Source organism: Rhodococcus sp. MALMAid1271, assembly GCF_049195265.1.
Taxonomy (GTDB): domain Bacteria; phylum Actinomycetota; class Actinomycetes; order Mycobacteriales; family Mycobacteriaceae; genus Rhodococcoides.
Map to the genome: position 1 here is coordinate 247,632 of NZ_JBMIRQ010000097.1, position 25,146 is coordinate 272,777.

24 protein-coding genes are annotated in these 25,146 nt (G+C 65.3%); 6 read left to right on the forward strand and 18 right to left on the reverse strand.

Annotation, left to right across the window (positions count from 1 at the left end):
* Positions 1-67: 67 nt before the first annotated feature.
* Positions 68-1,216: a PQQ-dependent sugar dehydrogenase gene (locus ACOQFP_RS15765; protein ID WP_341244348.1), complete on the forward strand. Its 1,149-nt coding sequence runs from the start codon at positions 68-70 to the stop codon at positions 1,214-1,216.
* Between the two features lie 106 nt (positions 1,217-1,322).
* On the opposite strand, the gene gatB is transcribed toward ACOQFP_RS15765, so the two are convergent.
* A complete protein-coding gene (gene gatB / locus ACOQFP_RS15770) occupies positions 1,323-2,834 on the reverse strand; it encodes an Asp-tRNA(Asn)/Glu-tRNA(Gln) amidotransferase subunit GatB (protein ID WP_206490016.1) in 1,512 nt (503 codons plus the stop codon).
* 127 nt (positions 2,835-2,961) lie between these two features.
* On the opposite strand from gatB, the gene ACOQFP_RS15775 reads away from it, so the two are divergent.
* Positions 2,962-3,426: an acyl-CoA thioesterase gene (locus ACOQFP_RS15775; protein ID WP_206490027.1), complete on the forward strand. Its 465-nt coding sequence runs from the start codon at positions 2,962-2,964 to the stop codon at positions 3,424-3,426.
* 20 nt (positions 3,427-3,446) lie between these two features.
* Here the strand turns inward: ACOQFP_RS15775 and ACOQFP_RS15780 are convergent, their stop codons facing one another.
* The 4 genes from ACOQFP_RS15780 to ACOQFP_RS15795 form a co-directional block, all read right to left on the reverse strand.
* Positions 3,447-4,478: an ATP-dependent 6-phosphofructokinase gene (locus tag ACOQFP_RS15780; protein WP_206490015.1), complete on the reverse strand. Its 1,032-nt coding sequence runs from the start codon at positions 4,476-4,478 to the stop codon at positions 3,447-3,449.
* A gap of 255 nt (positions 4,479-4,733) precedes the next feature.
* The gene (locus tag ACOQFP_RS15785) at positions 4,734-5,075 is read right to left on the reverse strand and encodes an HPF/RaiA family ribosome-associated protein (RefSeq protein WP_206490014.1); all 342 of its coding nucleotides are present in this window, start codon (positions 5,073-5,075) and stop codon (positions 4,734-4,736) included.
* A 164-nt stretch (positions 5,076-5,239) separates the two neighbouring features.
* Positions 5,240-5,902: a response regulator gene (locus tag ACOQFP_RS15790; RefSeq protein ID WP_206490013.1), complete on the reverse strand. Its 663-nt coding sequence runs from the start codon at positions 5,900-5,902 to the stop codon at positions 5,240-5,242.
* A 10-nt stretch (positions 5,903-5,912) separates the two neighbouring features.
* On the reverse strand, positions 5,913-7,091 hold the full coding sequence (locus tag ACOQFP_RS15795) for a sensor histidine kinase (RefSeq protein WP_421584835.1): 1,179 nt from the start codon (positions 7,089-7,091) through the stop codon (positions 5,913-5,915).
* Between the two features lie 216 nt (positions 7,092-7,307).
* On the opposite strand from ACOQFP_RS15795, the gene ACOQFP_RS15800 reads away from it, so the two are divergent.
* Positions 7,308-7,952 carry a hypothetical protein gene (locus ACOQFP_RS15800; protein ID WP_421584836.1) on the forward strand — a complete coding sequence of 215 codons (645 nt, stop codon included), beginning with the start codon at positions 7,308-7,310 and terminating at the stop codon, positions 7,950-7,952.
* Complete coding sequence (locus ACOQFP_RS15805; RefSeq protein ID WP_421584837.1) at positions 7,949-9,394, forward strand: alpha/beta-hydrolase family protein; 1,446 nt, start codon at positions 7,949-7,951, stop codon at positions 9,392-9,394. Before ACOQFP_RS15800 ends, ACOQFP_RS15805 begins: the two co-directional genes overlap by 4 nt.
* A gap of 25 nt (positions 9,395-9,419) precedes the next feature.
* Here ACOQFP_RS15805 and ACOQFP_RS15810 read toward each other — a convergent pair whose 3' ends face one another.
* The 3 genes from ACOQFP_RS15810 to gatC are packed head-to-tail and all read right to left on the reverse strand — an operon-like array spanning position 9,420 to position 12,277.
* Positions 9,420-10,502, reverse strand: a complete 1,083-nt coding sequence (locus ACOQFP_RS15810) for an alpha/beta hydrolase (RefSeq protein ID WP_421584838.1) — start codon at positions 10,500-10,502, stop codon at positions 9,420-9,422.
* A gap of 6 nt (positions 10,503-10,508) precedes the next feature.
* On the reverse strand, positions 10,509-11,981 hold the full coding sequence (gene gatA / locus ACOQFP_RS15815) for an Asp-tRNA(Asn)/Glu-tRNA(Gln) amidotransferase subunit GatA (protein ID WP_421584839.1): 1,473 nt from the start codon (positions 11,979-11,981) through the stop codon (positions 10,509-10,511).
* On the reverse strand, positions 11,978-12,277 hold the full coding sequence (gatC, locus tag ACOQFP_RS15820; RefSeq protein ID WP_206490008.1) for an Asp-tRNA(Asn)/Glu-tRNA(Gln) amidotransferase subunit GatC: 300 nt from the start codon (positions 12,275-12,277) through the stop codon (positions 11,978-11,980). Before gatC ends, gatA begins: the two co-directional genes overlap by 4 nt.
* Before the next feature lie 300 nt (positions 12,278-12,577).
* Between gatC and ACOQFP_RS15825 the strand changes: the two genes are divergently transcribed.
* Positions 12,578-13,228 (forward strand): amino acid-binding protein, encoded by a 651-nt coding sequence (locus ACOQFP_RS15825; RefSeq protein ID WP_421584840.1) that lies wholly within the window; start codon positions 12,578-12,580, stop codon positions 13,226-13,228.
* A gap of 40 nt (positions 13,229-13,268) precedes the next feature.
* Here ACOQFP_RS15825 and ligA read toward each other — a convergent pair whose 3' ends face one another.
* The 10 genes from ligA to ACOQFP_RS15875 form a co-directional block, all read right to left on the reverse strand.
* Positions 13,269-15,374: an NAD-dependent DNA ligase LigA gene (gene ligA / locus ACOQFP_RS15830; protein ID WP_206490025.1), complete on the reverse strand. Its 2,106-nt coding sequence runs from the start codon at positions 15,372-15,374 to the stop codon at positions 13,269-13,271.
* A 104-nt stretch (positions 15,375-15,478) separates the two neighbouring features.
* Positions 15,479-15,661, reverse strand: a complete 183-nt coding sequence (locus tag ACOQFP_RS15835; RefSeq protein WP_206490006.1) for a hypothetical protein — start codon at positions 15,659-15,661, stop codon at positions 15,479-15,481.
* A gap of 66 nt (positions 15,662-15,727) precedes the next feature.
* Complete coding sequence (locus ACOQFP_RS15840) at positions 15,728-16,843, reverse strand: GGDEF domain-containing protein (RefSeq protein ID WP_206490005.1); 1,116 nt, start codon at positions 16,841-16,843, stop codon at positions 15,728-15,730.
* 204 nt (positions 16,844-17,047) lie between these two features.
* Entirely contained in the window at positions 17,048-18,067 is a 1,020-nt protein-coding gene (locus ACOQFP_RS15845) for a methionine synthase (RefSeq protein WP_421584841.1), read from the reverse strand.
* On the reverse strand, positions 18,064-19,152 hold the full coding sequence (gene mnmA, locus ACOQFP_RS15850) for a tRNA 2-thiouridine(34) synthase MnmA (RefSeq protein WP_421584842.1): 1,089 nt from the start codon (positions 19,150-19,152) through the stop codon (positions 18,064-18,066). The genes ACOQFP_RS15845 and mnmA overlap by 4 nt, the downstream gene beginning before the upstream one ends.
* Positions 19,152-20,381 (reverse strand): cysteine desulfurase family protein, encoded by a 1,230-nt coding sequence (locus ACOQFP_RS15855; protein ID WP_421584843.1) that lies wholly within the window; start codon positions 20,379-20,381, stop codon positions 19,152-19,154. Before ACOQFP_RS15855 ends, mnmA begins: the two co-directional genes overlap by 1 nt.
* An 83-nt stretch (positions 20,382-20,464) precedes the next feature.
* Positions 20,465-21,259 carry a lysophospholipid acyltransferase family protein gene (locus tag ACOQFP_RS15860; protein WP_421584844.1) on the reverse strand — a complete coding sequence of 265 codons (795 nt, stop codon included), beginning with the start codon at positions 21,257-21,259 and terminating at the stop codon, positions 20,465-20,467.
* Positions 21,260-21,357: 98 nt separating this feature from the next.
* Entirely contained in the window at positions 21,358-22,176 is an 819-nt protein-coding gene (locus ACOQFP_RS15865; protein ID WP_206490001.1) for a GNAT family N-acetyltransferase, read from the reverse strand.
* A gap of 168 nt (positions 22,177-22,344) precedes the next feature.
* Positions 22,345-23,301, reverse strand: coding sequence for an electron transfer flavoprotein subunit alpha/FixB family protein (locus ACOQFP_RS15870; RefSeq protein WP_206490000.1), 957 nt, complete (start codon positions 23,299-23,301; stop codon positions 22,345-22,347).
* A 42-nt stretch (positions 23,302-23,343) separates the two neighbouring features.
* Positions 23,344-24,144 carry an electron transfer flavoprotein subunit beta/FixA family protein gene (locus ACOQFP_RS15875; RefSeq protein ID WP_206489999.1) on the reverse strand — a complete coding sequence of 267 codons (801 nt, stop codon included), beginning with the start codon at positions 24,142-24,144 and terminating at the stop codon, positions 23,344-23,346.
* Between the two features lie 155 nt (positions 24,145-24,299).
* On the opposite strand from ACOQFP_RS15875, the gene ACOQFP_RS15880 reads away from it, so the two are divergent.
* Positions 24,300-25,139: a class I SAM-dependent methyltransferase gene (locus tag ACOQFP_RS15880; RefSeq protein WP_341244863.1), complete on the forward strand. Its 840-nt coding sequence runs from the start codon at positions 24,300-24,302 to the stop codon at positions 25,137-25,139.
* Positions 25,140-25,146 lie beyond the last annotated feature (7 nt).

Genomic DNA, 25,146 nt, shown 5'->3' on the forward strand with positions numbered 1-25,146 from the left:
GATCACCCTCGTTCGCGCTCATGGCCGCGTGGCGAGTCTGTACCGCTGCTGACGTAACGTTCGAACCATGAAGCCGGTCGGAGCGTTTCCCCGAACTGCAACCGCCGCCGTCGTCGCCATGTCGATGACCGCCGTATTGCTCGCCGGGTGCGCCCGCTTCGACGACTCCAATTCCTCGCCCTTCACGCCGGCACCGGACATCGGTGCCGCCGAGCTCAGACCGACCACCCCCGCCGAGACCTCGCCACCACCGGATCCGAACGCCCCACCTCCCCCATCCGGTCCGTGTGTCGACCCCGACCCGGCTGTGATTGCCACGTGTCTGGATACGACCGGCGGCCTCGTTGCTCTGCCCGACGGCCGCAGCGCCCTGGTCGCCGAGCGTCGAACCGGTCGCATCATGGAAGTTGCCGCGGGACGAACCCCGGTGGAGGTGGCCCGCCTCGACGTCGACGGCACCGGTGACGGCGGTCTTCTCGATATCGCCCTGTCTCCGACGTACACCGAGGACAAGTTGCTCTATGCCCTCATCACCACCGCCACGGACACCCGAGTGGTTCGGCTGGCCCCCGGCGACGTACCCAAGGACATCGTGACCGGTATTCCTCGTGGTGCGACGGGCAGTGGCGGATCGCTCGATTTCTACACGCCAGGCGAGTTGCTCGTCCTCACCGGCGACAACGGCGACCCGGCGGCCGCCGCAAGCCCGAATTCGTTGTCCGGCAAGTTGTTACGGGTGACGTCACTGTCCCCGACGAGTGATCCCCCGAGACCGCAGATCGCGCTCAGTGGAATAGGAACAGCCGGCGACGTCTGCACCGACGGAACCGGAAACATCTATGTCACCGACCGTACGGCGGTAGAGGACAGGTTGCAGCGCATCGACAAGTTCGGCGCTGTGTTCTCCCCGGTGTGGACGTGGCCGGACCGTCCCGGCGTGGCAGGCTGCGCGGCCGGCGCGAACGGGGTCGCGGTCGCACTCACCACCGCCGAGGCCGTGGCAGCGTTGTCGACGGACCCGAACACCGGTGCCGTCTCGGCCGAACCAACCCTGCTGATCCAGGGCGAGTACGGACAGCTCAACGGCGCGACGAGCTCTGCCGACGGGCAGATACTGGTGGGCACCGTCAACAAGAACGGCACCGCCGTCGGACCGACCGACGACCGCGTCGTCAAGGTGCCGTTCCCCGGTGGTGGCGGCGGCGGAATCGACTGATCGGCACTGCATCTCGACCGAACGTGCACCGACCGAACGTGCGCCGACCGAACGACGACTGCGGCCGAGCACGTCTGTCGTGCTCGGCCGCAGTCGATCTCGGTGGTCAGGACTGGCCGCAGGCCTCGAGCACGAGCTCCTTGACGCGGGCAGCGTCGGCCTGACCCCGCGTGGCCTTCATCACCGCACCGACGATGGCACCGGCAGCTTGCACCTTGCCGCTGCGAATCTTCTCCGCCACACCGGGATTGGCCGCGAGCGCCTCATCGACGGCGGCCTGCAGTTTGGTGTCGTCCTTCTCCAACACGAGGTTTCGCGCCGACATCACCTGCGCAGGCTCACCTTCACCGGCCAACACCCCGTCCACCACCTGGCGGGCACCGTTGTTGTTGAGCTTGCCGTCGGCCACCAACGCGGCCACCTCGGCAACCTGAGCCGGGGTGATGGAGAGGTCGGTCAGCTCCAGACCTGCGATGTTGGCCTGCTGTGCCAGGTACGACACCCACCACGACCGTGCCGCCTGCGCCGACGCACCCGCCTCCACCGTTTCTGCGACGAGCTCGAGCGCACCGGAGTTCACCAGATCGCGCATTTCCTCGTCCGATACTCCCCAATCCGACTGGATCCGCGCGCGACGAAGCCAGGGCAGCTCCGGCAGCGTTTCACGAAGCTCCTCGATCCATGTCGCGTCGGGAGCCACCGGTGCCAGATCCGGCTCGGGAAAGTAGCGGTAGTCCTCCGCAGTCTCCTTCTTCCGGCCTGCGGTGGTGGTGCCGTCGGACTCCTGGAAGTGCCTCGTCTCCTGAGTCACCTCGCCGCCGGATTCGAGAACAGCTGCCTGACGGCGCATCTCGTACCGAACGGCAACCTCGACGCTCTTGAGCGAGTTGACGTTCTTCGTCTCGGTGCGCGTGCCGAATTCCGTGGCCGTCTTCTCCATCAGCGAGACATTGGCGTCGCAGCGCAACGAACCCTGATCCATCCGCACATCGGACACGTTCAGCGACTTCAACAAATCACGTAGTGCGGTGACGTACGCGCGTGCGACCTCGGGGGCACGCGCACCGGTCCCCGTGATCGTCTTGGTCACTATCTCCACCAACGGCACCCCAGCGCGGTTGTAGTCGAGCAGCGAATGCGATGCACCCTCGATGCGGCCGGTCGCACCGCCGACGTGAGTGGACTTGCCGGTGTCCTCCTCCATGTGTGCTCGCTCGATCTCGACGCGGAACGTGCTGCCGTCGTCCAGCACGACATCGAGATACCCCTCGGTGGCGATGGGTTCGTCGTATTGCGAGATCTGATAGTTCTTCGGCTGGTCCGGATAGAAGTAGTTCTTCCGAGCGAACCGTCCCCAGGGGGTGATCGAGCAATTGAGCGCCAGCCCGATCCGAACAGCCGACTCGACGGCAGCAGAGTTCACCACCGGAAGTGCGCCGGGAAGGCTCAGACAGACCGGGCACACCTGAGTGTTCGGTGCCGCGCCGAACGCGGTGGGGCAGCCGCAGAACATCTTGGTCTCGGTGCCCAACTCCACGTGGACCTCCATGCCCAACACGGGGTCGAACTTGGCGAGCACGTCGTCGTAATCGATCAAATCGACGGTTGCAGCAGTCATGCACCGTAGTTTATGCACCCGTTACGCGTGGTCATTGCGCAGGCTCCACTCCCTGCACAACGCGCGGGTAACCTTGTGTGCTCGCTACCGCGCACGGGTGACCACTTCCGAGAAGCAGACACTCGCCATGACCGTACTGATGACACCGGACATGGCGAATTTTTCCGGCAACGTCCACGGCGGCACCATCCTCAAATTCTTGGACCAGGTGGCCTATGCCTGTGCCAGTCGCTACGCGGGGGCCTATGTGGTGACTCTGTCGGTGGATCGAGTGGTCTTTCGAGAGGCGATTCACGTCGGCGAGCTGGTCACGTTCTCCGCATCGGTCAACTACACCGGACGCACCTCGATGGAAGTCGGTATCCGGGTGGAAACCGAGAACATCCAGCGCGGTGAGCTTCGCCATACCAACAGTTGCTATTTCACCATGGTCGCGATCGGCGACGACGGAAAGCCGAAAGTGCTGCCCCAGTTGACCCCGACCACCGCAGTCGGTGCGCAGCGCTTCGAGGCAGCGCGGAGGCGACGCGAGTTGCGCCGCGAGACCGAACAGCGGGAGGCCGAGATCAGAGAGACCGCGAGTCGTATCTGAGCTCGGGCCCTGCGCCGGACTCAGCCGAAGAAGGCGGCGGCGTCGTCGTAGCGGGTCTGTGGCACCCGCTTGAGCTGCTTGGTGGCCTCGGCCAGAGACACCAGGCCGATTTCGGTGCCACGCAACGAGACCATCTTGCCGAAGTCTCCCGAGTGGGCAGCGTCGGTGGCGTTGACGCCGAATCGTGTTGCGAGCACGCGGTCGTACGGAGTGGGCGTGCCACCGCGCTGAACGTGTCCGAGCACTGTGGTGCGAACTTCCTTGTTGATGCGGCGTTCGATTTCGACGCCGAGTTGGTGGGCGACTCCGGTGAAGCGAACGTGGCCGAACTCGTCGATGCCGCCGTCGGTGAGCTTCATCGAATCCTCCATCGGCTTGGCACCCTCCGCGACGACGCAGATGAAATGCGAATCTCCACGCTGAAAGCGCTTACGCACCAAGGTGCACACTTCCTCGACGTCGAAAGGCTGCTCGGGGATGAGCGTCATGTGCGATCCCGATGCCAATCCGGCGTGCAGCGCAATCCACCCCGCGTGCCTGCCCATGACCTCGACGAGCATCACACGCTGATGTGATTCGGCCGTACTGTGCAGACGGTCGATGGCGTCGGTGGCGATCGTCAGTGCGGTGTCGAAGCCGAATGTGACGTCGGTGCAATCGATGTCGTTGTCGATGGTCTTGGGTACCCCGACCACCGGTACGCCCTCTTCCGACAACCACGCAGCAGCGGTGAGGGTTCCTTCGCCGCCGATCGGGATCAACACGTCGATGCCGTTGTCTTCCAGAGTCTGCTTGACGCGGTCCAGTCCGGCGCGCAGCACATCAGGATTGGTGCGGGCGGTGCCGAGCATCGTGCCGCCCTTGGTGAGCAACCGATCGTTGCGGTCGTCGTTGCGCAACTGGACCCGACGATCCTCGAGCAGGCCCCGCCACCCGTCCTGAAAACCGACGACCGTCGAGCCGTACCGCGCGTCCGATGTGCGTACGACGGCGCGAATCACCGCGTTGAGCCCTGGGCAATCGCCGCCTCCGGTCAGAACTCCGATGCGCATCGATTTTCGCCTCTCTGACAGGGAGTGAAGCCCGTGGAAAGACCACAGACCGTTCATTCGGTGGAGCCGGATATCGAATGTCACCCTAATCGTCCGTACCGACGTGCGCTCGTCGATGCCGTCTCGACCCTTCCGTGGCACAGCTGGGAACCGCTACGTGTTGCTCACTGTTCGACGCAATCGGGTGAACAACTCCCCAGGTAGCTCACCGGTCAGCCAGAAATTCTCCGGACACACCGCGGACGGCGATTCACGTCAGCGACCGCGAACGGTCTCGCGCGAGTCCTTGTCGTCCAACCTGCCGAACTTGTGGGTGAGCAATGTTTCCAGTTTGTCCAGCGCCTCGGCGAAGGCCGTGGGGATGCGCGCGGTCGACGCGGTGACGGTGACGGGTTCCTGGCCGGCGGGTCGGGCCTCGATCATGCACCGGATGTCGTCGGAGGTCTCTCGTCCCGCGCTCTCGTTGCGAAAGCTGACGTCGATGCGCGTGAGGTGTTCGGAGAAGCGGTCGAGGGCGCTCACGACGTCACCCTCGACGCGTTCTCGAAGCTGACCGGTGAGGTCGAGGTTGTTGTCGGTACGAATGTGGATATCCATGCGAACAGCTCCTGAGGTCGGTGAACCTCTACCCAACCAAGCTCGACACCCGTACGGCAGTGCCAATGGTCCTCTTCGGGTGGACCATAGGTATCGAAGATCTCGGGCGGCCAGTGTCGGTACCGTCTGCGGTCCGAGGATCGGAGCAGGGGGAGATTCGCTGGTCACTTCGGTGTGACGACGCCGCTCTCGTAGGCAAGAACGACGGCTTGGGCACGGTCACGCAGGCCGAGCTTGCCGAGCACCTTGCCGACGTGGGTTTTCACGGTCTGCTCGGCCAGAAAGAGGGACTGCGCGATCTCCGAGTTGGACATCCCGGTGGCGATGAGTTCGAGTACCTCGCGTTCGCGCGGGGTCAGGTCGGCCAGTCTCGGCGAGTTGTGCCGCCGCGCTCCGCGGCGGGCCGTCACATCGGCGATGAGCCGTCTGGTCACCGACGGTGCCAACAGCGCCTCGCCCCGGGCGACGACGCGTACGCCCCTGATCAATTCCTCGGCAGGTGCATCCTTGAGCAGAAACCCGCTCGCCCCCAGAGCCAGTGCCTCGTAGACGTAGTCGTCGATGTCGAACGTCGTCAGCATCAGAATTCGCACCGGCGACGGAAGGGACGCAGAAACGATCGCGCGTGCGGCTTCGAGTCCGTTCATCTCGGGCATCCGCACATCCATCAGGACCACGTCCGGGAGCAATCGGGCGACCTCGCTGACCGCCGTCCGGCCGTTGTCTGCATCCCCGACCACCGAGATGTCGGCCTGAGCGCCGAGCAACGCGCCGAACCCTTGCCGCACCATCGCCTGGTCGTCGGCGATGAACACCGTTGTAGCCACGCGCGTCAGCCTAGGCGAGATCGTCCGCGGCCACCGGGGCTGTCACGCCGTGGGGAACATGCACGGCGACCTCGAATCCACCATCGGGTAGCGCAGCGGCATGCAGCCACCCGTGTGCCGCCCGGGCTCGGTCGGTCATGCCAGGGATTCCGTTCCCACCGGAGTCGAATTCGATGGTCTCCCGCACATCGGCGGTCGGTGACGCCCCGTTGCGCACCGTCATCACGACGGTGCTCGACCCGATCATGATGTCGACCGTCACCGCCGCTCCCGGTGCGTGGCGCGCGGCGTTGGACAGCGACTCCTGCAGGATTCGGTACAACGCCAAACCTGTTGTATCGGAGACGGATTCGACTGGTCCAGCAACCGTCCACCGAAGATCCATTCCGGCTTCGAGGCTGGCACGAAGGGTGCGTTCGAGGTCGAGTGCATTCGGTGCCGGTGCATCCTGCCACGGCTGCCCGTCGCTGCGCAGCACCCCCAGCATGCCCCTGATCTCGTTGAGCGCTTCGCGCGCGGTAGCGCCGATCGACTCGAATTCCTTTGCTGCAGCCGGAGATACATCGTCGATTCGATACTGTGCACTCTGCGCCTGGACGACCACCATCGACATGTGATGCGCAACGACATCGTGTAGGTCGCGAGCGATCTTCGCCTTCTCCTCCAGAATGGTGCGCCGGGTGCGCTCGAGTTCACTGACCTCCTCCTGCTGTGCGAGTTGCCTGCGGGAGAGGACGAGCCACCGAACGAGCAGTCCGAACATCACGACCGCCGACAGACCCACCGACCAACCGATTCCGTCCGACCCAGGCATGTACGCGAAGAACACCAGCATGCTGGCCAACCACGACACCAGAACCACCGACCGCGGAGATCGCAGAGCCACCGCGAACAGCAGCGTCAACAGCACGAGAACGTGGACCACCTGCCACGGGTAGTCGTATCCCTGGACGCGATCGAACACTGCCGGAATGACAAGTGCGGACAACGCCGAGACGGCCCACCCGAGCGCCGGGTTGATTCGGACGAGCACGAAGGGAAACGCTGCAAGCGCACTGACGATGGGGAGCAGCGGACCCGAAACATGATGCGTCACCGGCAATGTCGGCCACGCAATCGAATAGAGCACCGCAGTGACGAACACGATCAGCACATCGACGGAGCGGAAGCCCGCGATGCGAGTCGGCACCCTCCACCGCGTCGTACCGCGCCCTGATTCTGGCGTTCTGTTCTTTCGCACGTACCGAGCCTAAGCAGTACCCGCCCACGAGCGCGTCATACCTGAGTATCAGTTCGATGCAGGCCCCAGGTACCGGAGCAGCCACGGACCGACCTGTTTCGGTGACACGGCACGAGACCTCGGCGCGATGCCCGACGCGCCTCTCGCTTCCTAGCGTCGAATGTCATGAGCAGGAACATCTCTCGCACTCTGATACCCGTCGCTGCGGCGATCGTGGCGGTGACGGCGACCACCGGTGCCGCGTCGACGCCGCCCGCGACCGATACGACCTCGCCCACCGGAGCGGCCGTGCACGCACTGGTCACCGAACCGCCGGACGCCGCTGCGCTGAGCATCCCCCGCGATTTCGCGTCCGTGATGGGATACCGCCCGCGGGTACGGGACGCCATGGTCGAGAACCCATGGGGAGACTGTTCCTCGCCCGTCCCGTTGCCATCGGAATTCGATTCCGCATGCAAGGCCCACGATCTGGGCTACGACCTCATTCGCTACGCTGCCGCAACCGATCAACCGGTTGATCCGCAGTGGCGAAGAGCCATCGATGCCCAGCTGGAAACCCGCATGCACACTGCCTGCGTCGACCGGACCGACACTGGCCCTCGCCAGGCGTGCGAGGCCTCCGCATCGGTGGCTGCGATGGCCGTCGACATCAATTCCTGGCGACAGTCCTTCGGTACGCCGGTGTCCGAACCTGCACTGCCGTGGGCGCTCGGCGGCGCGTCGATCACCCTGGCAGCACTCTCGGCCCTGCTGACGGTCCGTTGCCTGCGCAGACGAGTGCACATCGGCGAGCCGAGTACACGCCGATGACCGGGTCGATCGCCGGGGCCGCCGCACCGTCGAGTGCCGCGCCAACGAGTACGGTGCCGTCGACTGCTGTGCCCGCGGCCACGGCGCCTACGAACGAGACGCACGGCGACACTGCATCCACAGCCACGGGGCAACGACTCCCGCGAGTGGGCACCTCCGCCGCACTCACTGCAGCTGTACTGATGTCTTCGGCTCCTGGACTACTCCCCCGGCCCGCGGTGACCCAGGCACTGTTGACCGGCGTCGCGATGGCGCTCGGGCTCGCAATCGTGTGTTGCGCGAGGCGGGCATTCGGAACTGGGCGGCATACTCGGATCCGACCTCGGGCGTGGGCAGTATGCGTGGGAGCGCTGATCTCCACCGCAGCGGTGTACTCGAACATGTTGTGGCAGAACCGGTTACGTGCCGCGATGGATGCCGACACGGTGCACTGGACATATGTCGTCGACGTCCTGGGCGGAGCCGCCTGCGTCGCTCTGGCCCTGTGCGGACTCGCTCATGCAGTATCGAGAGTGTGTAGCGTCCGCTCGGTCGTCCTCATCACGGTCCTCGGGGTGTTGTCCTACGGCGTCGGCGGGCCGGTCATCCGCTCGGCCGTGGCCGGTTCCCTCTCTGCTTCGAGCTCGGCGACCGAGGACACCGTGCCCGCTCCGACCACCAGGACCAGATCGGGGAGCCCGGAATCGCTGGTGCCGTGGAACACCCTGGGTAGGGAAGGCAGGAGGTTCGTCTCGGGTGGACTCGATCCCACCACGGTGCGTACCTATGTGGGTCTCGACTCGGCACCCACGCTGGATCAGCGGGTCGACGCGGCCGTCGCAGAGATGGAACGTGCCGGCGCTTTCGAGCGCGGTGTCGTGGTCGTGGCGATACCGACCGGCTCGGGCTGGGTCGACGAGAATGCGGTCGCCGGCGCCGAACTCCGATTCCGCGGCGACGTCGCAACCGTTGCGTTGCAGTACTCGAACAAACCCAGCTGGGCGACGTTCCTGTTCGCCGAGGACGACGCGCGACGCTCGGCGTACGCGATGGTTCGCGCGGTCGCGACGCGAGCGGCGGAGCAGACGAGGCCGCCGAGCGTCATCGTCTACGGACAGAGTTTGGGTTCGGTGGCGGGAAGCGACGCGTATGTGTCACTTCGGCAGACGTTCCCCGGCATCTGCGGTGCCGTCTGGGCAGGACCACCCGCCGGAGCCGTGAACACCGACGACGCCACAGTGCTCGCCAATGGCTCGGATCCTGTCGTCGCATGGTCCGAGAGCCTTCTGTGGTCGGCTCCGACACAGCAGGTCACCCACCACGATGCACCGTCGCCGATGTGGTTGCCGATCATCAGCTTCGTGCAGACCTCGGTCGATCTGGCCGCAGCGCTCGATGCCGATTCCGGACACGGCCACCGATACGGAACCGAGCAAGGCACGGCCATGCCGCGTTGTCGTTGACGAGCGTCCGCGCTCCCCCGCTCGGTCAGCCGACCAACCCCCAGCGTTGGCCGAGCCACTCCATCTCCTGCGCCAATGCCGGAGCCCACACCTGCATCGAGTGTCCACCGGGTAGCTCGCTGTAGTGCACATCCAGTCCGGCTGCAGCCGCGGCCTCGTAGGCCCGCTCGGTCTGGGGCCGGAACTCTTCGTCGTCCGAACCGGCGACGAAGGCACCGGCCGAGTCCGGAAAACTCCTGTGCGACAGCATGTACAGCGGAGTGGTTCGCTCGAAACGCGCCTCGGTCTCGGGGTCGTCGATGCCGAATGCCGCAGCGACGGATTCGCTTCTCGTCCCACGCCGTTGCTCGTCCTCACCGGAGATGTCGAGAAAGGTCGGGTACACCGACGGCTCCGCCAATGCCAGTTGCAGTGCGCAGGTTCCACCGTAGGAATACCCGCCGACAGCCCACGCCCGCGGATCGGAGGACACCCTGAAGTTCGACCGAATCCAGTTCGGCACATCGACCGAGAGGTACGTCGCCGCATTCCCTAGATCGGAATCCATGCACATCGGGTTCGCCTCGGTGTCACCCAGCCCGTCCGCAACGACGACGATCGGGGCGGCACCGTCGTGTCGTGCGGCGAAGGCGTCCATCGTCTGCACGACACGGCCGCCTTCGATCCAGTCGACGACGTGGCCGGGTTGACCGGTGAGCAGTACCAGCACGGGCAGATTCTCTGCTCCGGCGTCGTACGACGCCGGTAGATAGATCGTGGCCGGCCGCGCGGCGAAGTGCGAGATCGTTCCGGGTATCTCGCGATCGACCAACCGGCCGTGTCCCTCGGCCGGGACCACCGGGCTGTGTCCCAACGCCAGCGCGACCGTCGGGTATCGAGTCACCGTCAGATTGGTCAGCACCGTTGCCGCCACCAAGACCGAGGCGACAAGCCCGAGTGCGCCGAGGGAGCCGAGCACGGCCCCCACGGCGCGGCGGTGCCGAACGCGCACGACGAGTACGCCGACCACAGCGGCACACAGAAGTGCCGCCGACGCCAGGGCGACCGTCGGCACTGCTCCGGACAGCAGCGGCTGATGAGCCAGATCCACAGCCCACCGATGCAGCACCTCGAACTACCTCAGGTCGCCGCGAGCGGCCTCGTAGGCTGCACCGATCCGGTAGAGCCGCTCGTCTGCGAACGCGGGGGCCATGATCTGCAATCCCACGGGCAGACCGTCCTCGGACGCAAGACCCGAGGGCACCGACATCGCGCAGTGACCTGCGAGGTTCGTCGGCAGCGTGCACAGGTCGTTGAGATACATCGCCATCGGGTCGTCCACCTTGTCCCCCAACGGAAATGCCGTCGTCGGAGTCGTCGGTGACACCAGCACGTCGACCTTCTCGTATGCGGCATCGAAATCGCGTGCAATCAGCGTACGAACCTTCAGCGCCGAACCGTAGTAGGCGTCGTAGTACCCGGCCGAGAGGGCGTACGTCCCGATCATGATGCGACGCTTGACTTCCGGGCCGAACCCCTGCGCACGCGTGATCGCCATGACCTGCTCGGCGCTGTGACTGCCATCGTCACCGGCGCGCAAGCCGTACCGCATCCCGTCGAACCGAGCCAGGTTGGACGACACCTCGGACGGCAGAATCAAGTAGTACGCGGCCAACGCATGCACGAAATTGGGGCACGAGACCTGCACGACCTCGGCACCGAGTTCGGTGAGTGTGGCCACCGCGGCATCGAAGGACGAGATCACCCCGGGCTGATACTGGTCGGAGTGCAATTCCTCGACCACTCCGACACGAACGCCGGACAGGTCTGCCCGTGCTCCTTCTCGTGCTGCCGCGACAACCGGTCGAACTGCTGCGTCCACCGATGTGGAGTCTCGCGGGTCGTATCCGGCGATGACCTCGTGCAGCAACGCGGTGTCGAGCACCGTGCGACCACAGGGACCGCCCTGATCGAGTGAGGACGCGCAGGCGATCAGGCCGTAGCGCGAGACGCTGCCGTACGTCGGCTTGGTGCCCACGGTTCCGGTCAGCGCCGCGGGCTGACGAATCGATCCACCGGTGTCGGTGCCGATGGCGATCGGTGCCTGGTACGACGCGAGGGCCGCAGCGCTGCCACCGCCGGAACCACCGGGAATGCGCGTGGTGTCCCACGGATTCTTGGTCGGTCCGTACGCCGAGTTCTCGGTGGACGAACCCATCGCGAACTCGTCCATGTTGGTTTTGCCCAACACCGGAATGCCCGCTGCACGCAACTTGGTGGTCAGCGTGGCGTCGTAGGGCGACATCCATCCGTCGAGAATCTTCGAGCCGGCCGTCGTCGGCATGTCGGTGGTGGTGAACACGTCCTTGAGCGCCAACGGGACGCCTGCCAGAGCCGACGCGGGGGCATGGCCGGCGGCCAGGCCTGCATCGACATCCGACGCCGCAGCGAGAGCCTCCGCACCCGCGACGTGCAGGAATGCGTGGAGGTCACCATCGACCTCGGAGATGCGGTCCAGGTGCGCCTGGGTCACCTCGACGGCGCTGAGCTCACGGCCGTGGATACGTGCGGCGAGCTCGGAGGCATCGAGCCTGGTCACGTCGGTCATTCGCTCTCTCCCAGGATCTGCGGCACCGCGAAACGGCCCTCCTCCGCGTTGGGCGCTTCGGACAGCGACTGCTCCGGAGTGAGTCCGGGAACGATCACGTCGGGACGCGTCACATTGACGATGGCACTGGGGTTGGCTGTCGGCGGAACATCGTCCGTCGCCACCTCCGCCACGGCTTTGACGTGGTGAAGAATCGAATCCAGCTGGCCGGCGAACTCGTCGAGTTCGGCGTCGCTGAGAGCCAAGCGCGACAGCCGGGCGAGGTGAGCGACCTCGTCGCGGGAGATGTCAGGCACCGCGTAGACCCCTTTCACACAGTTCGAGTGGGGCCGGCAGACGCGACCCCGTTTTTCGTGCGGACCGAACGGGTCCGCAAACGCAGTCCAGCCTAGTGCGAAACGTTACGCAGCCTTCACGCACGCCTCTCGGGTGCTTCGGTGTCAGAATTGTCACTGCCCGCGTTGCGCGTCGATCCGCACAGGTCGAAGATGCAAGGATTGCTCGCGCCGGGGTGCACTGTGTTCCCTTTCCACTCGTGAATCACAACCGATGACATCGAGTGGCCGAAGTAGCCAGAATCCGAAAGGGAGCGTGACATGTCCTACCTGCTCCGTGTTCAACTGCCGGATAGACCGGGCAGCCTCGGGTCCTTGGCCGTCGCGCTCGGTTCCGTAGGAGCGGACATTCTCTCCCTCGACGTGATCGAACGCGGCGACGGATACGCGGTCGACGATCTGGTCGTCGATGTCGCACCGGGATCGCTACCCGATACGCTCATCACCGCCGCCGAGCACCTCGACGACGTACGGGTCGATTCGATTCGGCCGTACACCGGTGTCCTCGACACGCACCGAGAACTGGAACTGATAGATCGCGTCGCGGCCGCGTCCGACGACCGATTGCAGGTACTCGTCGACGGCGCCCCTCGCGTCCTACGGGTGGGGTGGAGCACAGTGATCGCCACCAATGCTCACGGCCCGTTCCGCCTGGTCGGCAGCCCCGGAGCGCCCGAGACCCATGCCACCGAGCTGCCGTGGTTCCCGCTGACCGCCCCGGCCGCCCTGGACTCCGAGGCCGAGTGGGTTCCGCAGGTGTGGCGCGATATGGACACCAGGATCGCGGCCGCTCCCCTGGGCACTACCGGCACTGTCCTCATGCTCGGACGTCCCGGTGGCCCGGAGTTTCGGCCCTCCGAGGTGGCCCGCCTCGGATATCTCGCAGGCATCGTGGCCACCGTTCTGAACTGACCCGCGCCCGAACAGATCGCGCGCCGGAACTCCGAGCCTGTCAGTCCTCGGGTTCGGAGGTCGAGTCCGCGGGACCCACGGCCCCTGGGCCCTCCGTCAGCAGCAGCGTGAATCCTGCTTCGTCCAGCACCGGGACCCCCAGCTCGATCGCCTTGTCGTGCTTGGAACCCGGTGACTCTCCGACGACGACGAATGCCGTCTTCTTCGACACCGACCCCGCGGCCTTGCCGCCTCGCAGCAGGATCGCTTCCTTGGCCTCGTCGCGTGAGTAGGTCGCCAGGGACCCGGTCACCACAATCGAGAGTCCCTCGAGGTTGCGCTCGATCGACGCATCGCGCTCGTCCTCCATGCGCACGCCGGCGGCCCGCCATTTGTCGACGATGGTTCGATGCCACTCGACGTCGAACCATTCCGACACAGCGGCCGCAATGGTGCCGCCCACCCCGTCGACCGCCGACAACTCCTCCACCGACGCGGCCTCGATGCGTTCGAGACTGCCGAATTCTCCGGCGAGCGCGCGCGCTGCCGACGGGCCGACATGCCGGATGGAAAGGCTGACCAGCACGCGCCACAGTGGCTGGTTCTTCGCGACAGCCAGATTGTCGAGCAACTTTCGTCCCGTGGCGGACAGCGTTCCGGATTTGGTGCGGAAGATCGCCGTCTTCATCAGATCGGCGTCGGTCAACGAGAACAAGTCGCCCTCGTCCTCGATGGCTCCGGTGGCCAACAAGTCGGTGGCGGCCTCGTATCCGAGGCCTTCGATGTCGAATCGCTGCCGCTCGGCGACGAAGAACACACGCTCGCGCCGCTGGGCCGGACAGAACTGTGAATTGGGGCAGCGCAGGTCGGCGTCGCCCTCCTTCGCCGGAGCCAGCGGGGTCGAGCATTCCGGGCATTCGGAGGGCATGACGAACTCGGTCTCCGTACCGGTCCTGGCGTCGACCACCGGCCCGAGAACCTCCGGAATGACCTCACCCGCTTTGCGAATGGTCACCGTGTCGCCGATCAACACACCTTTGCGTTTGACCTCGGAGGCGTTGTGCAACGTCGCCAACGAGACCGTGGAGCCGGCCACCAGGACAGGCGTCATGTACGCGAACGGAGTGACTCTGCCCGTCCTCCCGACGCTGACACGAATATCGAGCAGCGTGGTGGTGACTTCCTCGGGTGGATACTTGTACGCAATTGCCCACCGCGGGGCCCGAGACGTCGTTCCCAGCCGCCGATGCAGCGACATGTCGTCGATCTTGACCACGAGGCCGTCGATCTCGTGTTCGACGTCGTGCCGGTGCTGGTCCCAGTAGACGACCTTCTCGACGACCGCCTCTATGCCACGCACCCGAGTGGTGTGAGTCGAGATCGGCAGCCCCCAGGCGCGGAGCGCCTCGTACGCGTGCCACTGCGATTCGGGGGTGAAACCCACCATGCGCCCGAGTCCGTGGCAGATCATGCCGAGGCGACGCCTGGAGGTGACGGCGGGATTCTTCTGTCGCAGCGAACCCGCAGCCGAGTTTCTCGGGTTGGCGAACGGGGGTTTCCCTTCTTCTACGAGAGCGGCGTTGAGGGCTCGGAAATCGTCGAGGCGGAAGAAGACCTCACCGCGCACCTCGAGTAGTTCCGGCACGGGGTACTGCTCGGTTCCGGTGAGGGTGTCCGGGATGTCGTCGATGGTGCGCGCGTTGAGTGTCACGTCCTCCCCGGTGCGCCCGTCGCCGCGGGTGGCACCGCGTACCAGCGCGCCGTTCTCGTACACCAGGTTCAAGGCGACGCCGTCGATCTTGACCTCGCACAGATACTCGAGTTCGGGCCCTGCCTCGGTCTCGACTCGCTTGGCCCAGGCACGAAGCTCGTCATGATCGAACACGTTGTCCAAGCTGAGCATTCGTTCCAGATGGTCCACGGCAGTGAATTCCGTCGCGAAGCCACCTCCGACCAGTTGGGTCGGGGAATCCGCGGTGCGCAGTTCCGGGTGTGCTTCCTCCAGTTCGGTCAGCTCACGCAACAGCGCGTCGAATTCGCCGTCGGACACGATCGGCGCGTCGCGCACGTAGTACCGGAACTGGTGACCGCGTACTTCCTCGGCCAAGGTCTGCCATCGCTCGCGATCGGCGGACGACGCTGCGTCGAGTTCGACACCGGCATCCACAGCGGTGTCCTCGGCTCCTACAGGCAGTTCGGTCGACTCAGGCACGTCTGGAAGATTAACGGAACCCACCGACACCACTCGGGGACGGACACGACACGGCCGTTCTATCGGCCCATCAGTCCCAGCAGCAAGGTGGCGGAGATCAGGGCAACCGCACAGACGCCCGCGGTCAGAGCGAACCCGGTGACGAACGAATCGGCATAGATGCCGCCGAGCACGGACGCCATCACCGAGAGCAGCACTCCTGCGGGCAGTCCACGTCTCTGAGCATCCGACAGCCGGTACATCCGTCGATCATCTCAGAGCACTCGACGAGCGACGTCGGCGCACCGAGGGTCGGTGCGTGCGAACGGTCAGATCTCGTCGACGATCAGGCGATTGCCACCGGATTGCTTCGACCGGTACATCGCTGTGTCCGCGGTGCGCACCGCGCGTCCCACCACCGAGGTCCCGACGTCCCACAACGCGGAGTCCTCGCGCAGCAGTGCCATTCCGACACTGACGGTGACGGGAATGTCGTCTCGTTGATCGCACAGGGCCTGCACCATCTCCAAGCCGAGGTCGACCATTCGCCGCGCATCGCCGACCAAGGCCACCAGAAACTCCTCGCCGCCGGTTCGGGCAAGCGCTCCGCCCTCCTGTCGAACGAGACGCCGCAACCGATCGGCCACTCGAATGATCACCTCGTCGCCGCGACTGTGGCCGAAGTTGTCGTTGACAGCTTTGAACTTGTCGATGTCGACGACGACGAACGCCATCGACTTGCCTTCCTTACGCGCATGCCGCCACAGATCGAGCAGTTCGCTGTCGATACCGCGCCGATTGAACACCCCGGTCAACGGGTCGAGGACCGACCGTTTGGCGTCGTTGGACAGAGTCGTCCATGCCACCTGGGCGAACACCGGCACACCCACCGTCGCCAGAAGCAGGACCACGGTCGCCGTCACCACCGACGGCGCGTCTATGTATCCCACGTCTCCGTCCAACACCGACACGAGCACCCGAATGCCGAAACCGATGATGAACGTCGCTGTCCACACCAGATGGGCCACCAGCAGACGCGGGCTCAGGAAATACGTACAGAACGCGCCGGTGACGGCGAACAACACGGTTCCGATCAGTGACGCGATGGGCTCGTACAGCACCAGTACCGAGGTCGTCAGAATGTCGCCGAACGCCAGAAATCCGATGAAGAATTTCTTGCCCGGAATCGGACCGAGAACGCATCGTGCGGCAACGAGTGCTTGGGTGAACAGCACGAAGACCACCCAGCCGACTTCGAAAGTACCGCTGGGACCGAGGTCGCTGGACAGCATCAGAATCGACGTGAGGGCGTACATCAACACGGCCGTGCCGAACACGACCCGGATGATCCCGGTCAGTGGGCGGGTGGACCGGTGGTTGATTATCCAGTCGAAATCGTGTGGTGCGTGATACCAGTCGGACGTCGATGCCGCGAGTTTCGCCACGACGCCTCGACGGTGTCGGCCTGTACGCCGGAGGGAGGCAACCTCATCGAAGTCGCGACCACCTGATGCCATTTTCCGAACTCCCACTGATTCAACTGACCCCCAACGGCCTTGTGAATAGTGTCACATCCGCTCGCAGGTCCGAACACAAAGGGCATAGGCGATGCCGAATCCGCAGGACTGCCGTCGATCGCAGACTAGCCCTCACAACGAATCAGGTGCATCGGCGAATGCGTCGGCGATATCTCGCGCGAGTCCCACCGCGCTGCGGGCCCATTCCGGTGTACTGCCCGCGAGCCCACACACGGGCGTCACCGAGATCTGTGCGGCGAGAACGGAGCGATCGAAACCGAGACGGTCGATCAACGTCACACCGGGTTGCGCGAGTTCGCGCCAATGAGGTGTCGGGACGGGAGCTTCCGATGGAATCAACCCCAGCATCAGGGTCTTTCCCCCTTGCAGCAGTTCACCGATTCCGTCGAAATCGGTGCGGCGCAGCGCAGTCGCGTCCACGGAGACGGCCGCGGCCCTCGATCGGCGCAACAGATCCACGGGAGCACCTCCGTCACAGCAGTGCACCGCAACGGGCAGATCGATCGTCTCGATCACGAGATCGAGTAGCTCGAGCACGTCGGGTTCGGGGACTGCGCGCACCGAGTCGAGTCCGGTGATGCCGGACAAGCTGCCCGCCAGAACCGCTGCGAGACTGGGTTCGTCGAGTTGAACGACAACCTCGGCTCCCAGCCGACGCGTCACCTCCGCGCAATGCAGGCGCACTCCTTCGCCGAGAGATTCTGCGATATGCCGCAGCGCCCCTCGATCGGTCAGAGCCCGATGCCCGTGCCGAAGTTCGACCTGGGCTGCCATCGTGAACGGACCGGCGGCCTGGACCTTGATGGTGCGTCCGCTGCCGCGAAGCCCCGACACCTCCCAGATTTCCTCGAACACATCGAGGTCCTCGGTCAGAAAATCTGTCGCCCGGCGACCGGCGAGCATCGGACGTGGGACGACGCGATAGCCGGAGGTGCGTACGTCGAGTTCGAAGTCGACCATGATGGCCCCGGTGCGCCCGATCATGTCCGCACCCAGGCCGCGGGCCGGGAGTTCTACGAGGTGTGCAAGATCGGTGAACTCGCCGACGACGATCGCTGCGGCCTCCGCGATATCGGTGCCCGGCCACGAGCCGATTCCGGTCGCGAGACCCGCAAAATCTCTCGAGCTCACTCGCGCTCGGATCGAGTGCCCGAGATGGTCGAGCTACCGATGACGATGTCTCCGTGAATGTCCTTGCGGTACAACACCGCTGCCTGCCCCTTGGCGACACCGGTCAGCGGAGCCCGAAGCTGGATGTCCATTCCCTCGCCCACCGCCTCGGCGACGGCCTCGCTCAGCCCACCGTGCGCGCGTACCTGAACGACACACTCGACAGGCCCGGTCGGGGCGGTTCCGTCGGTCCAGATCGCGCGATCGCCGCTGATCGCCCAGACATCGAGCTTCTGCGCTGACCCGACCATGACGGTACCGCTGTCGGGTTCGATGGAGGTCACGTAGCGCGGACGGCCGTCCGCCGCAGGCCCCTCGACACCGAGCCCCTTGCGTTGTCCGATGGTGAAACCGTGCACTCCGTCGTGGTCGGCCAGTTCGGCCCCGGTATCGGAGTCGACGACCTTGCCCGGCCGCACCCCGATGTGAGCACCGAGGAAAGCGCGTGTGTCCCCGGAGGGAATGAAGCAGATATCGTGACTGTCCGGCTTGTCGGCCACCGCCAACCCACGCTCGGCAGCCTCGAACCGGATCTCGGACTTCGGCGTATCGCCGATGGGAAACATCGCGCGGGAGAGCTGCGCCTTGTTCAGCACGGCCAACACATAGGACTGGTCCTTGTCCGCGTCCACCGCTCGGCGCAGCACACCGTCGTGCAACTGAGCGTAGTGGCCGGTGGCCACGGCGTCGAAGCCCAGAGCGAGAGCACGGTCTGCCAACGCCGAGAACTTGATCTTCTCGTTGCAACGCAAACAGGGATTCGGCGTCTCCCCCGCTGCGTAGGACGCGACGAAGTCGTCGATCACGTCTTCTTTGAAACGGTCGGCGAAATCCCAGACGTAGAAAGGAATACCGAGCACATCGGCGGCCCGCCGAGCGTCACCGGCGTCCTCCTTGGAGCAGCAACCGCGCGAACCGGTGCGCAGTGCACCGGGAGCAGTGGACAGCGCGAGGTGCACGCCGACGACATCGTGGCCCTCGTCCACCGCTCGGGCTGCGGCCACAGCCGAATCGACGCCCCCGCTCATAGCAGCCAGAACACGCATCAGCGATTTCCTCCTCGAGCTCCGACGCCGGCCAATCCGGCGGCGCGAGCACGTTCGACGACCTGCGGCAGGGCCGCAAGCACAGTGGTGACGTCCGAATCGGACGAGCCGGCTCCCAAAGAGAACCGCAGCGATCCACGGGCAACGCCGGGATCGCAGCCGAGAGCGATCAGTACATGGCTGGCACTGGCGACACCGGCAGTGCATGCCGACCCCGTCGAACACTCGATGCCCGCCGCGTCGAGCAGCATCAGCAACGAATCGCCCTCGCAGCCAGGGAAAGTGAAGTGTACGTTGCCCGCCAGCCGATCGTCACCTTCCGGCCCGTTGAGAATGGCGTCGGGAACGCAATCCCTGACCCCGGCGATCAATCGATCGCGCAGTGCACTCAGCTCGGCGTGGTGCTCGGAGGCGTTCTCGACGGTGAACCGCAGCGCAGCCGCCATCGCGACGACGCCTGCCGTGTCCGGAGTTCCCGAGCGCACGTCCCGCTCGTGTCCGCCGCCGTGAAACAACGGAACGCACGGAACCTGTCGACCCAGCAGCAGAGCGCCGACGCCTTGCGGACCACCGAACTTGTGGGCAGCGATACTCAACGCGGACAGGCCGCTGGCCGCGAAATCCACGGGCAGATGCGCAACGGCCTGGATCGCGTCACTGTGCATCGGGACGCCGTACTCGGCTGCGATGGCTGCCAGTTCGGCGATCGGCATCACCGTGCCGATCTCGTTGTTGGCCCACATGACGGTGACCAGCGCAGTCTCGTCCGCATGCAGTGCAAGTTCTGCACGCAGCACCTCCGGTCTCACCCGACCGTCGGTGTCGACCGGAAGCCAGGTGACACTGGCACCCTCGTGCGCGACGAGCCATTCGACGGCATCGAGCACCGCATGATGTTCCACGGAGCTGGCAATGATCCGGGTCAGGGCCGCGTCGGCATCTCGACGAGCCGCGAAGATGCCCTTGACGGCGAGGTTGTCACTTTCGGTGCCGCCCGAGGTGAAGATCACCTCGGACGGACGAGCACCGAGATCTTCGGCAATCGATTCGCGGGATTCTTCCACCCGACGCCGTGCGGAGCGGCCGGAGGTGTGCAGCGAGGACGCATTTCCGACGGTGGCGAACACAGAGGTCATCGCCTCGATCGCGCACGGCAACATCGGAGTTGTCGCCGCGTGATCGAGGTACACCGGTGGGGTGGAAGCAGTCGCACTGCGCACAGAAGGCATAACAGGCTAGACGATACCCGGTGCTGTGAGTGCGGACCTACCTGCGCGAGATGGGTCCGCGCTCACAGCATGCGTTGCCTCCTTCAGGCCGCCGATACCGTCGGCGGCACCGGGCGTCGTCGGTCCTCGGCCATGACCTCGTGCAGCGCGTGGTCGTGGACGTGGTCGCGTCGAATGGCCACCTCACAGCGTCGGGCGAGGTCACACCGATCGCTGCCTGGCGCTTCCGGTGCCGTGAACTCCACCTCGGCTCGCATTCCACGCAGGCGGAAGATTCGGCCGATGGAGGCACCGATCGTCTCGTCGCCGACGAAGCAGGTGGCCGCGGTCTGCTCCCCGGTTCGATCGAGGTAGCGCAGCCGAATGGGCTGTACCCAGGTCTCCGAATCGATGGCCGCCTGCATCAATGCCGGGCGCAACGAACCGTAGGCCCGCCCACACCAGGTGGTGGCCTCGGGGAAGGCGACGACAGATCCACCCGCCCGGACGCGATCGGCCACCTGCTCGACGACACCGGGCAGCTCACGCAGGCGGGCTCGATCGATCGGAAGTACTTTCATCGCTCGTGCCAGTCGACCGAGTACCGGCCAGTCGACGAGGTCGGCCCGCGCGACGAAGGTCGAGGGTTGCACCGCAGTGAGCACCACGACGTCGGTCCAGGAGATGTGGCCGGCAACATGCAGCGCACCTCCTGCGGTACGCGATCGTTCCCGCTCCGACCGTGCGTCGAGCACCGTCAGGTCGATTCCGATGGCGAACAGCAGCGTTCTGGCCCCGATCCGGGTCAGCGTCCGACGCACACGAGGGAAGGGCACGCCGAGTACGACCAGTACCGGCAGCAGACCGAACGCCGCCAATGCCAGGAGAACGCGCAGCACGAGCACGATCCGTCTTACCGTCGGTGGGTTCTTCGGCAGACAGCCTTCACCGCACGGAGAGGACGGCATCCACGCGTGAGTGTGCACCATCGATTCGGTCACCGGGCACCCGACTCGAAGGTCGCTGCGGCCGCGCGCAAGCGGTCGAGATATCGAGTGTTCGCCTCGTGCAGCCCGAGCAGCGCGACGAAATCGGCGACACCGAATTCCGGATCATGTGCGGGCTCACCGCAGATGGACGCCCCGAGTCGCAGGTAACCGTTCAGCAGCGGAGGCATGGAGGTCTTCTTCGCTGGTGCGATGTCGCGGAGTTCGACCCCGTCGACGACGACCGGAACGTACGGTCGGACCCGTCGGTCGGGTGTCGTTGCATGCCTGTCCAACAAGCGGTCTCGGACACCGCGGACGTTGGCACCGAGGGGTTCGTCCGGTGCCGATCTCATCGGAACCGACACACATCCCATCACCCACTCGTACCCCGTCACGTCGAGGTAGTGCAGAATTCCCGCCCACATCAGACCGAGAACGGACCCGGAACGGTGCTCGGGATGGACTGCGGCTCTACCCATTTCGACGATGTTCATGCCGACGGGATCGAGTGCGGAGATATCGAACTCGGTTGCGGTGTAATAGCCACCCGCGGCCACGGCGGCCGGCGGCGGCAACATGCGATAGCAGCCGACGAACGTCTCGGTCCACAGGTCACGGACGAGAAGGTGATCGCAGAATTCGTCGAATCGATCTGCGTCGACGCCATCGGCATCGGTGGGAACAGTGAATCCCGGTTCGGAAGCGAACACGTCGTAGCGCAGACGCTGCGCCGCGAGTCGGTGTTCCGGATCGGTGGACAACACGAGCGAGTAGCGGTCGGTGGCCGGGACGATCGAGGTGGTCGAGCTCATGACGGAAGTGGTCATGAGGTGTGTCTAACGAGCGCGGACATCTACCGGGCATCGCCGGGGGAACGTGTCGGAAGAGTTTTCGTGAACAAGGTTGCACTGCGAGTACGAATTTGCAGTGGGCCACGCAGACGGGCCCCCACCGCACACACGCGGTGAGGGCCCGTCAGGAAGCGTGGATACGGACTATCCCTTGTGCTTCTTCACTGCTTCGGTCAGCTGCGGTGCGACGTTGAACAGGTCGCCGACGATGCCGTAGTCGGCGATCTCGAAGATGGGGGCTTCCTCGTCCTTGTTCACTGCGACGATCGTCTTCGAGGTCTGCATGCCCGCACGGTGCTGGATGGCACCGGAAATTCCCAGTGCGACGTACAGCTGCGGCGAGACGGTCTTACCCGTCTGACCCACCTGGAACTGGCCCGGGTAGTAGCCGGAGTCCACCGCGGCGCGCGAGGCACCGACTGCGGCACCGAGAGAGTCGGCGAGCTCTTCGACGACCGAGAACTTGTCGGCGCTGCCGACACCGCGACCACCGGAGACGACGACCGTTGCCTCGGTGAGTTCCGGACGGTCGCCACCGACGATCGGGTCGCGCGAGGTGATCTTGACGGTGCCGTCTTCCTGAGCCGGGACCTCGACGGTTTCGCGGGTGCCCGCTCCGGCCTTGGGCTCGGCCTCGACTGCTCCGGGGCGGACCGAGATGACCGGTACGTCACCGTTGGCCTTCGCCTCGACGGTGAACGCGCCGCCGAAGATGGAGTAGACGGCGCTACCGTCACCATTGAGCGCGACGACGTCGTTGTGGTAGCCCGAGCCCAGTCGCGCTGCCAGACGGCCCGCAACCTCTTTGCCTTCGATCGTGGCTGCCGTGATGATCGCCGCGGGCGAGACCGACTCGGCCAGCGTCGACAGCACGTCGACCTTCGGGGTGACGAGAAAACCGTCGACATCGTCGGATTCGGCGGCGTAGATCTTCTCGGCGCCGGCCTCGGTCAGTGCGTCGGCGACCTTGTCGGTGGTGCCGACCGGGCCGGTGACGACTGCCGACGGCTCACCCAGGGCGCGAGCAGCGGTGATCAGCTCGGTGCTGACCTTCTTCAGTGTTCCCTCGACGTGCTCCACGAGCACGAGTACTTCTGCCATGACTTGCTCCTCGTTGGTCTTCGATAGCTCGGTGGGGCGGGATCAGATGATCTTCTGGCCGACCAGGTAGGCGGCAATCTTGTCGCCGCCGTCGCCCTCGTCGGTGAGCCGCTCGCCGGCAGTCTTGGGAGGCTTCGGGGTGGACGAGGTGACAGTGGTTCCGGCGTTGTCGACTCCGACGATGCCGTCCTCGACACCGATCTCGGCCAGCGTGATGGTCTGCACCGTCTTCTTCTTGGCGGCCATGATTCCCTTGAAGGACGGGAAGCGAGGCTCGTTGATCTTCTCGGTGACGCTGACGATGGCGGGCAATGCGGCTTCGAGGCCGAAGATGCCTTCGTCGGTCTCCCGCTCGCCGGTGACCTTGCCGTCTGCCACCGCGAGCTTGCGCAGTTGGGTCAGCGCAGGGATCTGCAGGTATTCGGCGATGATGGCGGGAACAGCACCGGTGCGACCGTCGGTGGCCTCGTTGCCGGCGATGATGAGATCGGCCGGCTCGTCGTTCTCGAATGCGACGTTGCCCAGCGCGGCAGCCAGGGCGTATCCGGTCTGGATCGCGTCGGAGCCGTGCAGGCTCGGGTCGTTGAGGTGCACTGCGCTGTCCGCACCCATGGACAGGGCCTTGCGGATGGCATCGGTGGCGCGATCGGGGCCTGCGGACAGAACCTTGACCTCACCTCCCTGAGCTTCCTTGATGAGCAGTGCTTCTTCGACGGCCCGCTCGTTGATCTCGTCGAGGACGGCGTCGGCAGCCTCGCGATCGAGGGTGTAGTCACCATCGGTGAGCTTGCGCTCGGACCACGTGTCTGGAACCTGCTTGATCAAAACAACGATGTTCGTCATGGGTCTGCGTCGACCTCCTGGTCATGTTCTGCTGATCGTGAGTGTTCTAAGGGTTCGTGCCTCAATACGGTCTCGGACGAGGTTACCTCACCGTAGTTACTGATGGGTAACTTGCCCTCGCGTCCGTCCGACCATACATCTGCACCCCGAGAGTTATGGAGACCACGGTGGCCTACATCTTCTGTGCCTCCACTAGCCTTTCGTCGGTGAACGATTCATCGGCTCGGCCACCGGTACCGGAAACACTCCCCCTGACCGGCGAGAGAACAGTGCCCGGCATCGCCGAGGAGAACTACTGGTTCCGTCGCCACGAGGTGGTCTACCGAGCTCTGGTCGAGCGCTGCCGCGACCGCACGGTGCTCGAGGCCGGATCGGGAGAAGGCTACGGGGCCAACATGATCGCCGACGTCGCCGCACATGTGATCGGCCTCGACTACGACGCGTCGGCCGCCGCGCACGTGCACGCCCGGTACCCCAGGGTGACGATGCTGCGCGGCAACCTCGACCGCCTCCCTTTCGTCGATTCCTCGGTCGATGTGGTCGTCAACTTCCAGGTGATCGAGCATCTGTGGGATCAGGGCGCGTTTCTGGCCGAAGTCCACCGGATTCTGCGGCCCGGCGGGACGCTGTTGATCAGCACGCCCAATCGCATCACCTTCTCGCCCGGTCGCGATACGCCGCTCAACCCGTTCCACACCCGCGAACTCGACGCCGGTGAACTCACCGAGATACTCGTCGACGCGAGGCTCGAGGTAGACGAACTCACCGGCGTCCGGCACGGTGCCACCCTCGCCGCTCTCGACGACAAGCACGGCGGGTCGTTCATCGACGCTCAGATCGAACGGGCATTGGCCGGTGTGCCGTGGCCTGCCGAGCTCGCCGACGACGTCGCGGCGATCACGATCGAGGACTTCGAGATCACCGCCGACAGCATCGACGCCAGCCTCGACCTGGTCGCCGTCGCCCGCAAGAGCGCGAGCGCGGTGATCGGGTGACATCCGG

Coding starts and splice junctions, on each gene's coding strand:
- ACOQFP_RS15875 (WP_206489999.1), bottom strand. CDS start 24,144: ATGACGAACATCGTTGTTTTGATCAAGCAGGTTCCAGACACGTGGTCC.
- ACOQFP_RS15825 (WP_421584840.1), top strand. CDS start 12,578: ATGTCCTACCTGCTCCGTGTTCAACTGCCGGATAGACCGGGCAGCCTC.
- gatB (WP_206490016.1), bottom strand. CDS start 2,834: ATGACTGCTGCAACCGTCGATTTGATCGATTACGACGACGTGCTCGCC.
- ACOQFP_RS15775 (WP_206490027.1), top strand. CDS start 2,962: ATGACCGTACTGATGACACCGGACATGGCGAATTTTTCCGGCAACGTC.
- ACOQFP_RS15880 (WP_341244863.1), top strand. CDS start 24,300: ATGGAGACCACGGTGGCCTACATCTTCTGTGCCTCCACTAGCCTTTCG.
- gatA (WP_421584839.1), bottom strand. CDS start 11,981: ATGACCGACGTGACCAGGCTCGATGCCTCCGAGCTCGCCGCACGTATC.
- ACOQFP_RS15805 (WP_421584837.1), top strand. CDS start 7,949: ATGACCGGGTCGATCGCCGGGGCCGCCGCACCGTCGAGTGCCGCGCCA.
- ACOQFP_RS15865 (WP_206490001.1), bottom strand. CDS start 22,176: ATGACCACTTCCGTCATGAGCTCGACCACCTCGATCGTCCCGGCCACC.
- ACOQFP_RS15785 (WP_206490014.1), bottom strand. CDS start 5,075: ATGGATATCCACATTCGTACCGACAACAACCTCGACCTCACCGGTCAG.
- mnmA (WP_421584842.1), bottom strand. CDS start 19,152: ATGCGTGTTCTGGCTGCTATGAGCGGGGGCGTCGATTCGGCTGTGGCC.
- ACOQFP_RS15870 (WP_206490000.1), bottom strand. CDS start 23,301: ATGGCAGAAGTACTCGTGCTCGTGGAGCACGTCGAGGGAACACTGAAG.
- ACOQFP_RS15800 (WP_421584836.1), top strand. CDS start 7,308: ATGAGCAGGAACATCTCTCGCACTCTGATACCCGTCGCTGCGGCGATC.
- ACOQFP_RS15855 (WP_421584843.1), bottom strand. CDS start 20,381: ATGCCTTCTGTGCGCAGTGCGACTGCTTCCACCCCACCGGTGTACCTC.
- ACOQFP_RS15835 (WP_206490006.1), bottom strand. CDS start 15,661: ATGTACCGGCTGTCGGATGCTCAGAGACGTGGACTGCCCGCAGGAGTG.
- ACOQFP_RS15780 (WP_206490015.1), bottom strand. CDS start 4,478: ATGCGCATCGGAGTTCTGACCGGAGGCGGCGATTGCCCAGGGCTCAAC.
- ACOQFP_RS15765 (WP_341244348.1), top strand. CDS start 68: ATGAAGCCGGTCGGAGCGTTTCCCCGAACTGCAACCGCCGCCGTCGTC.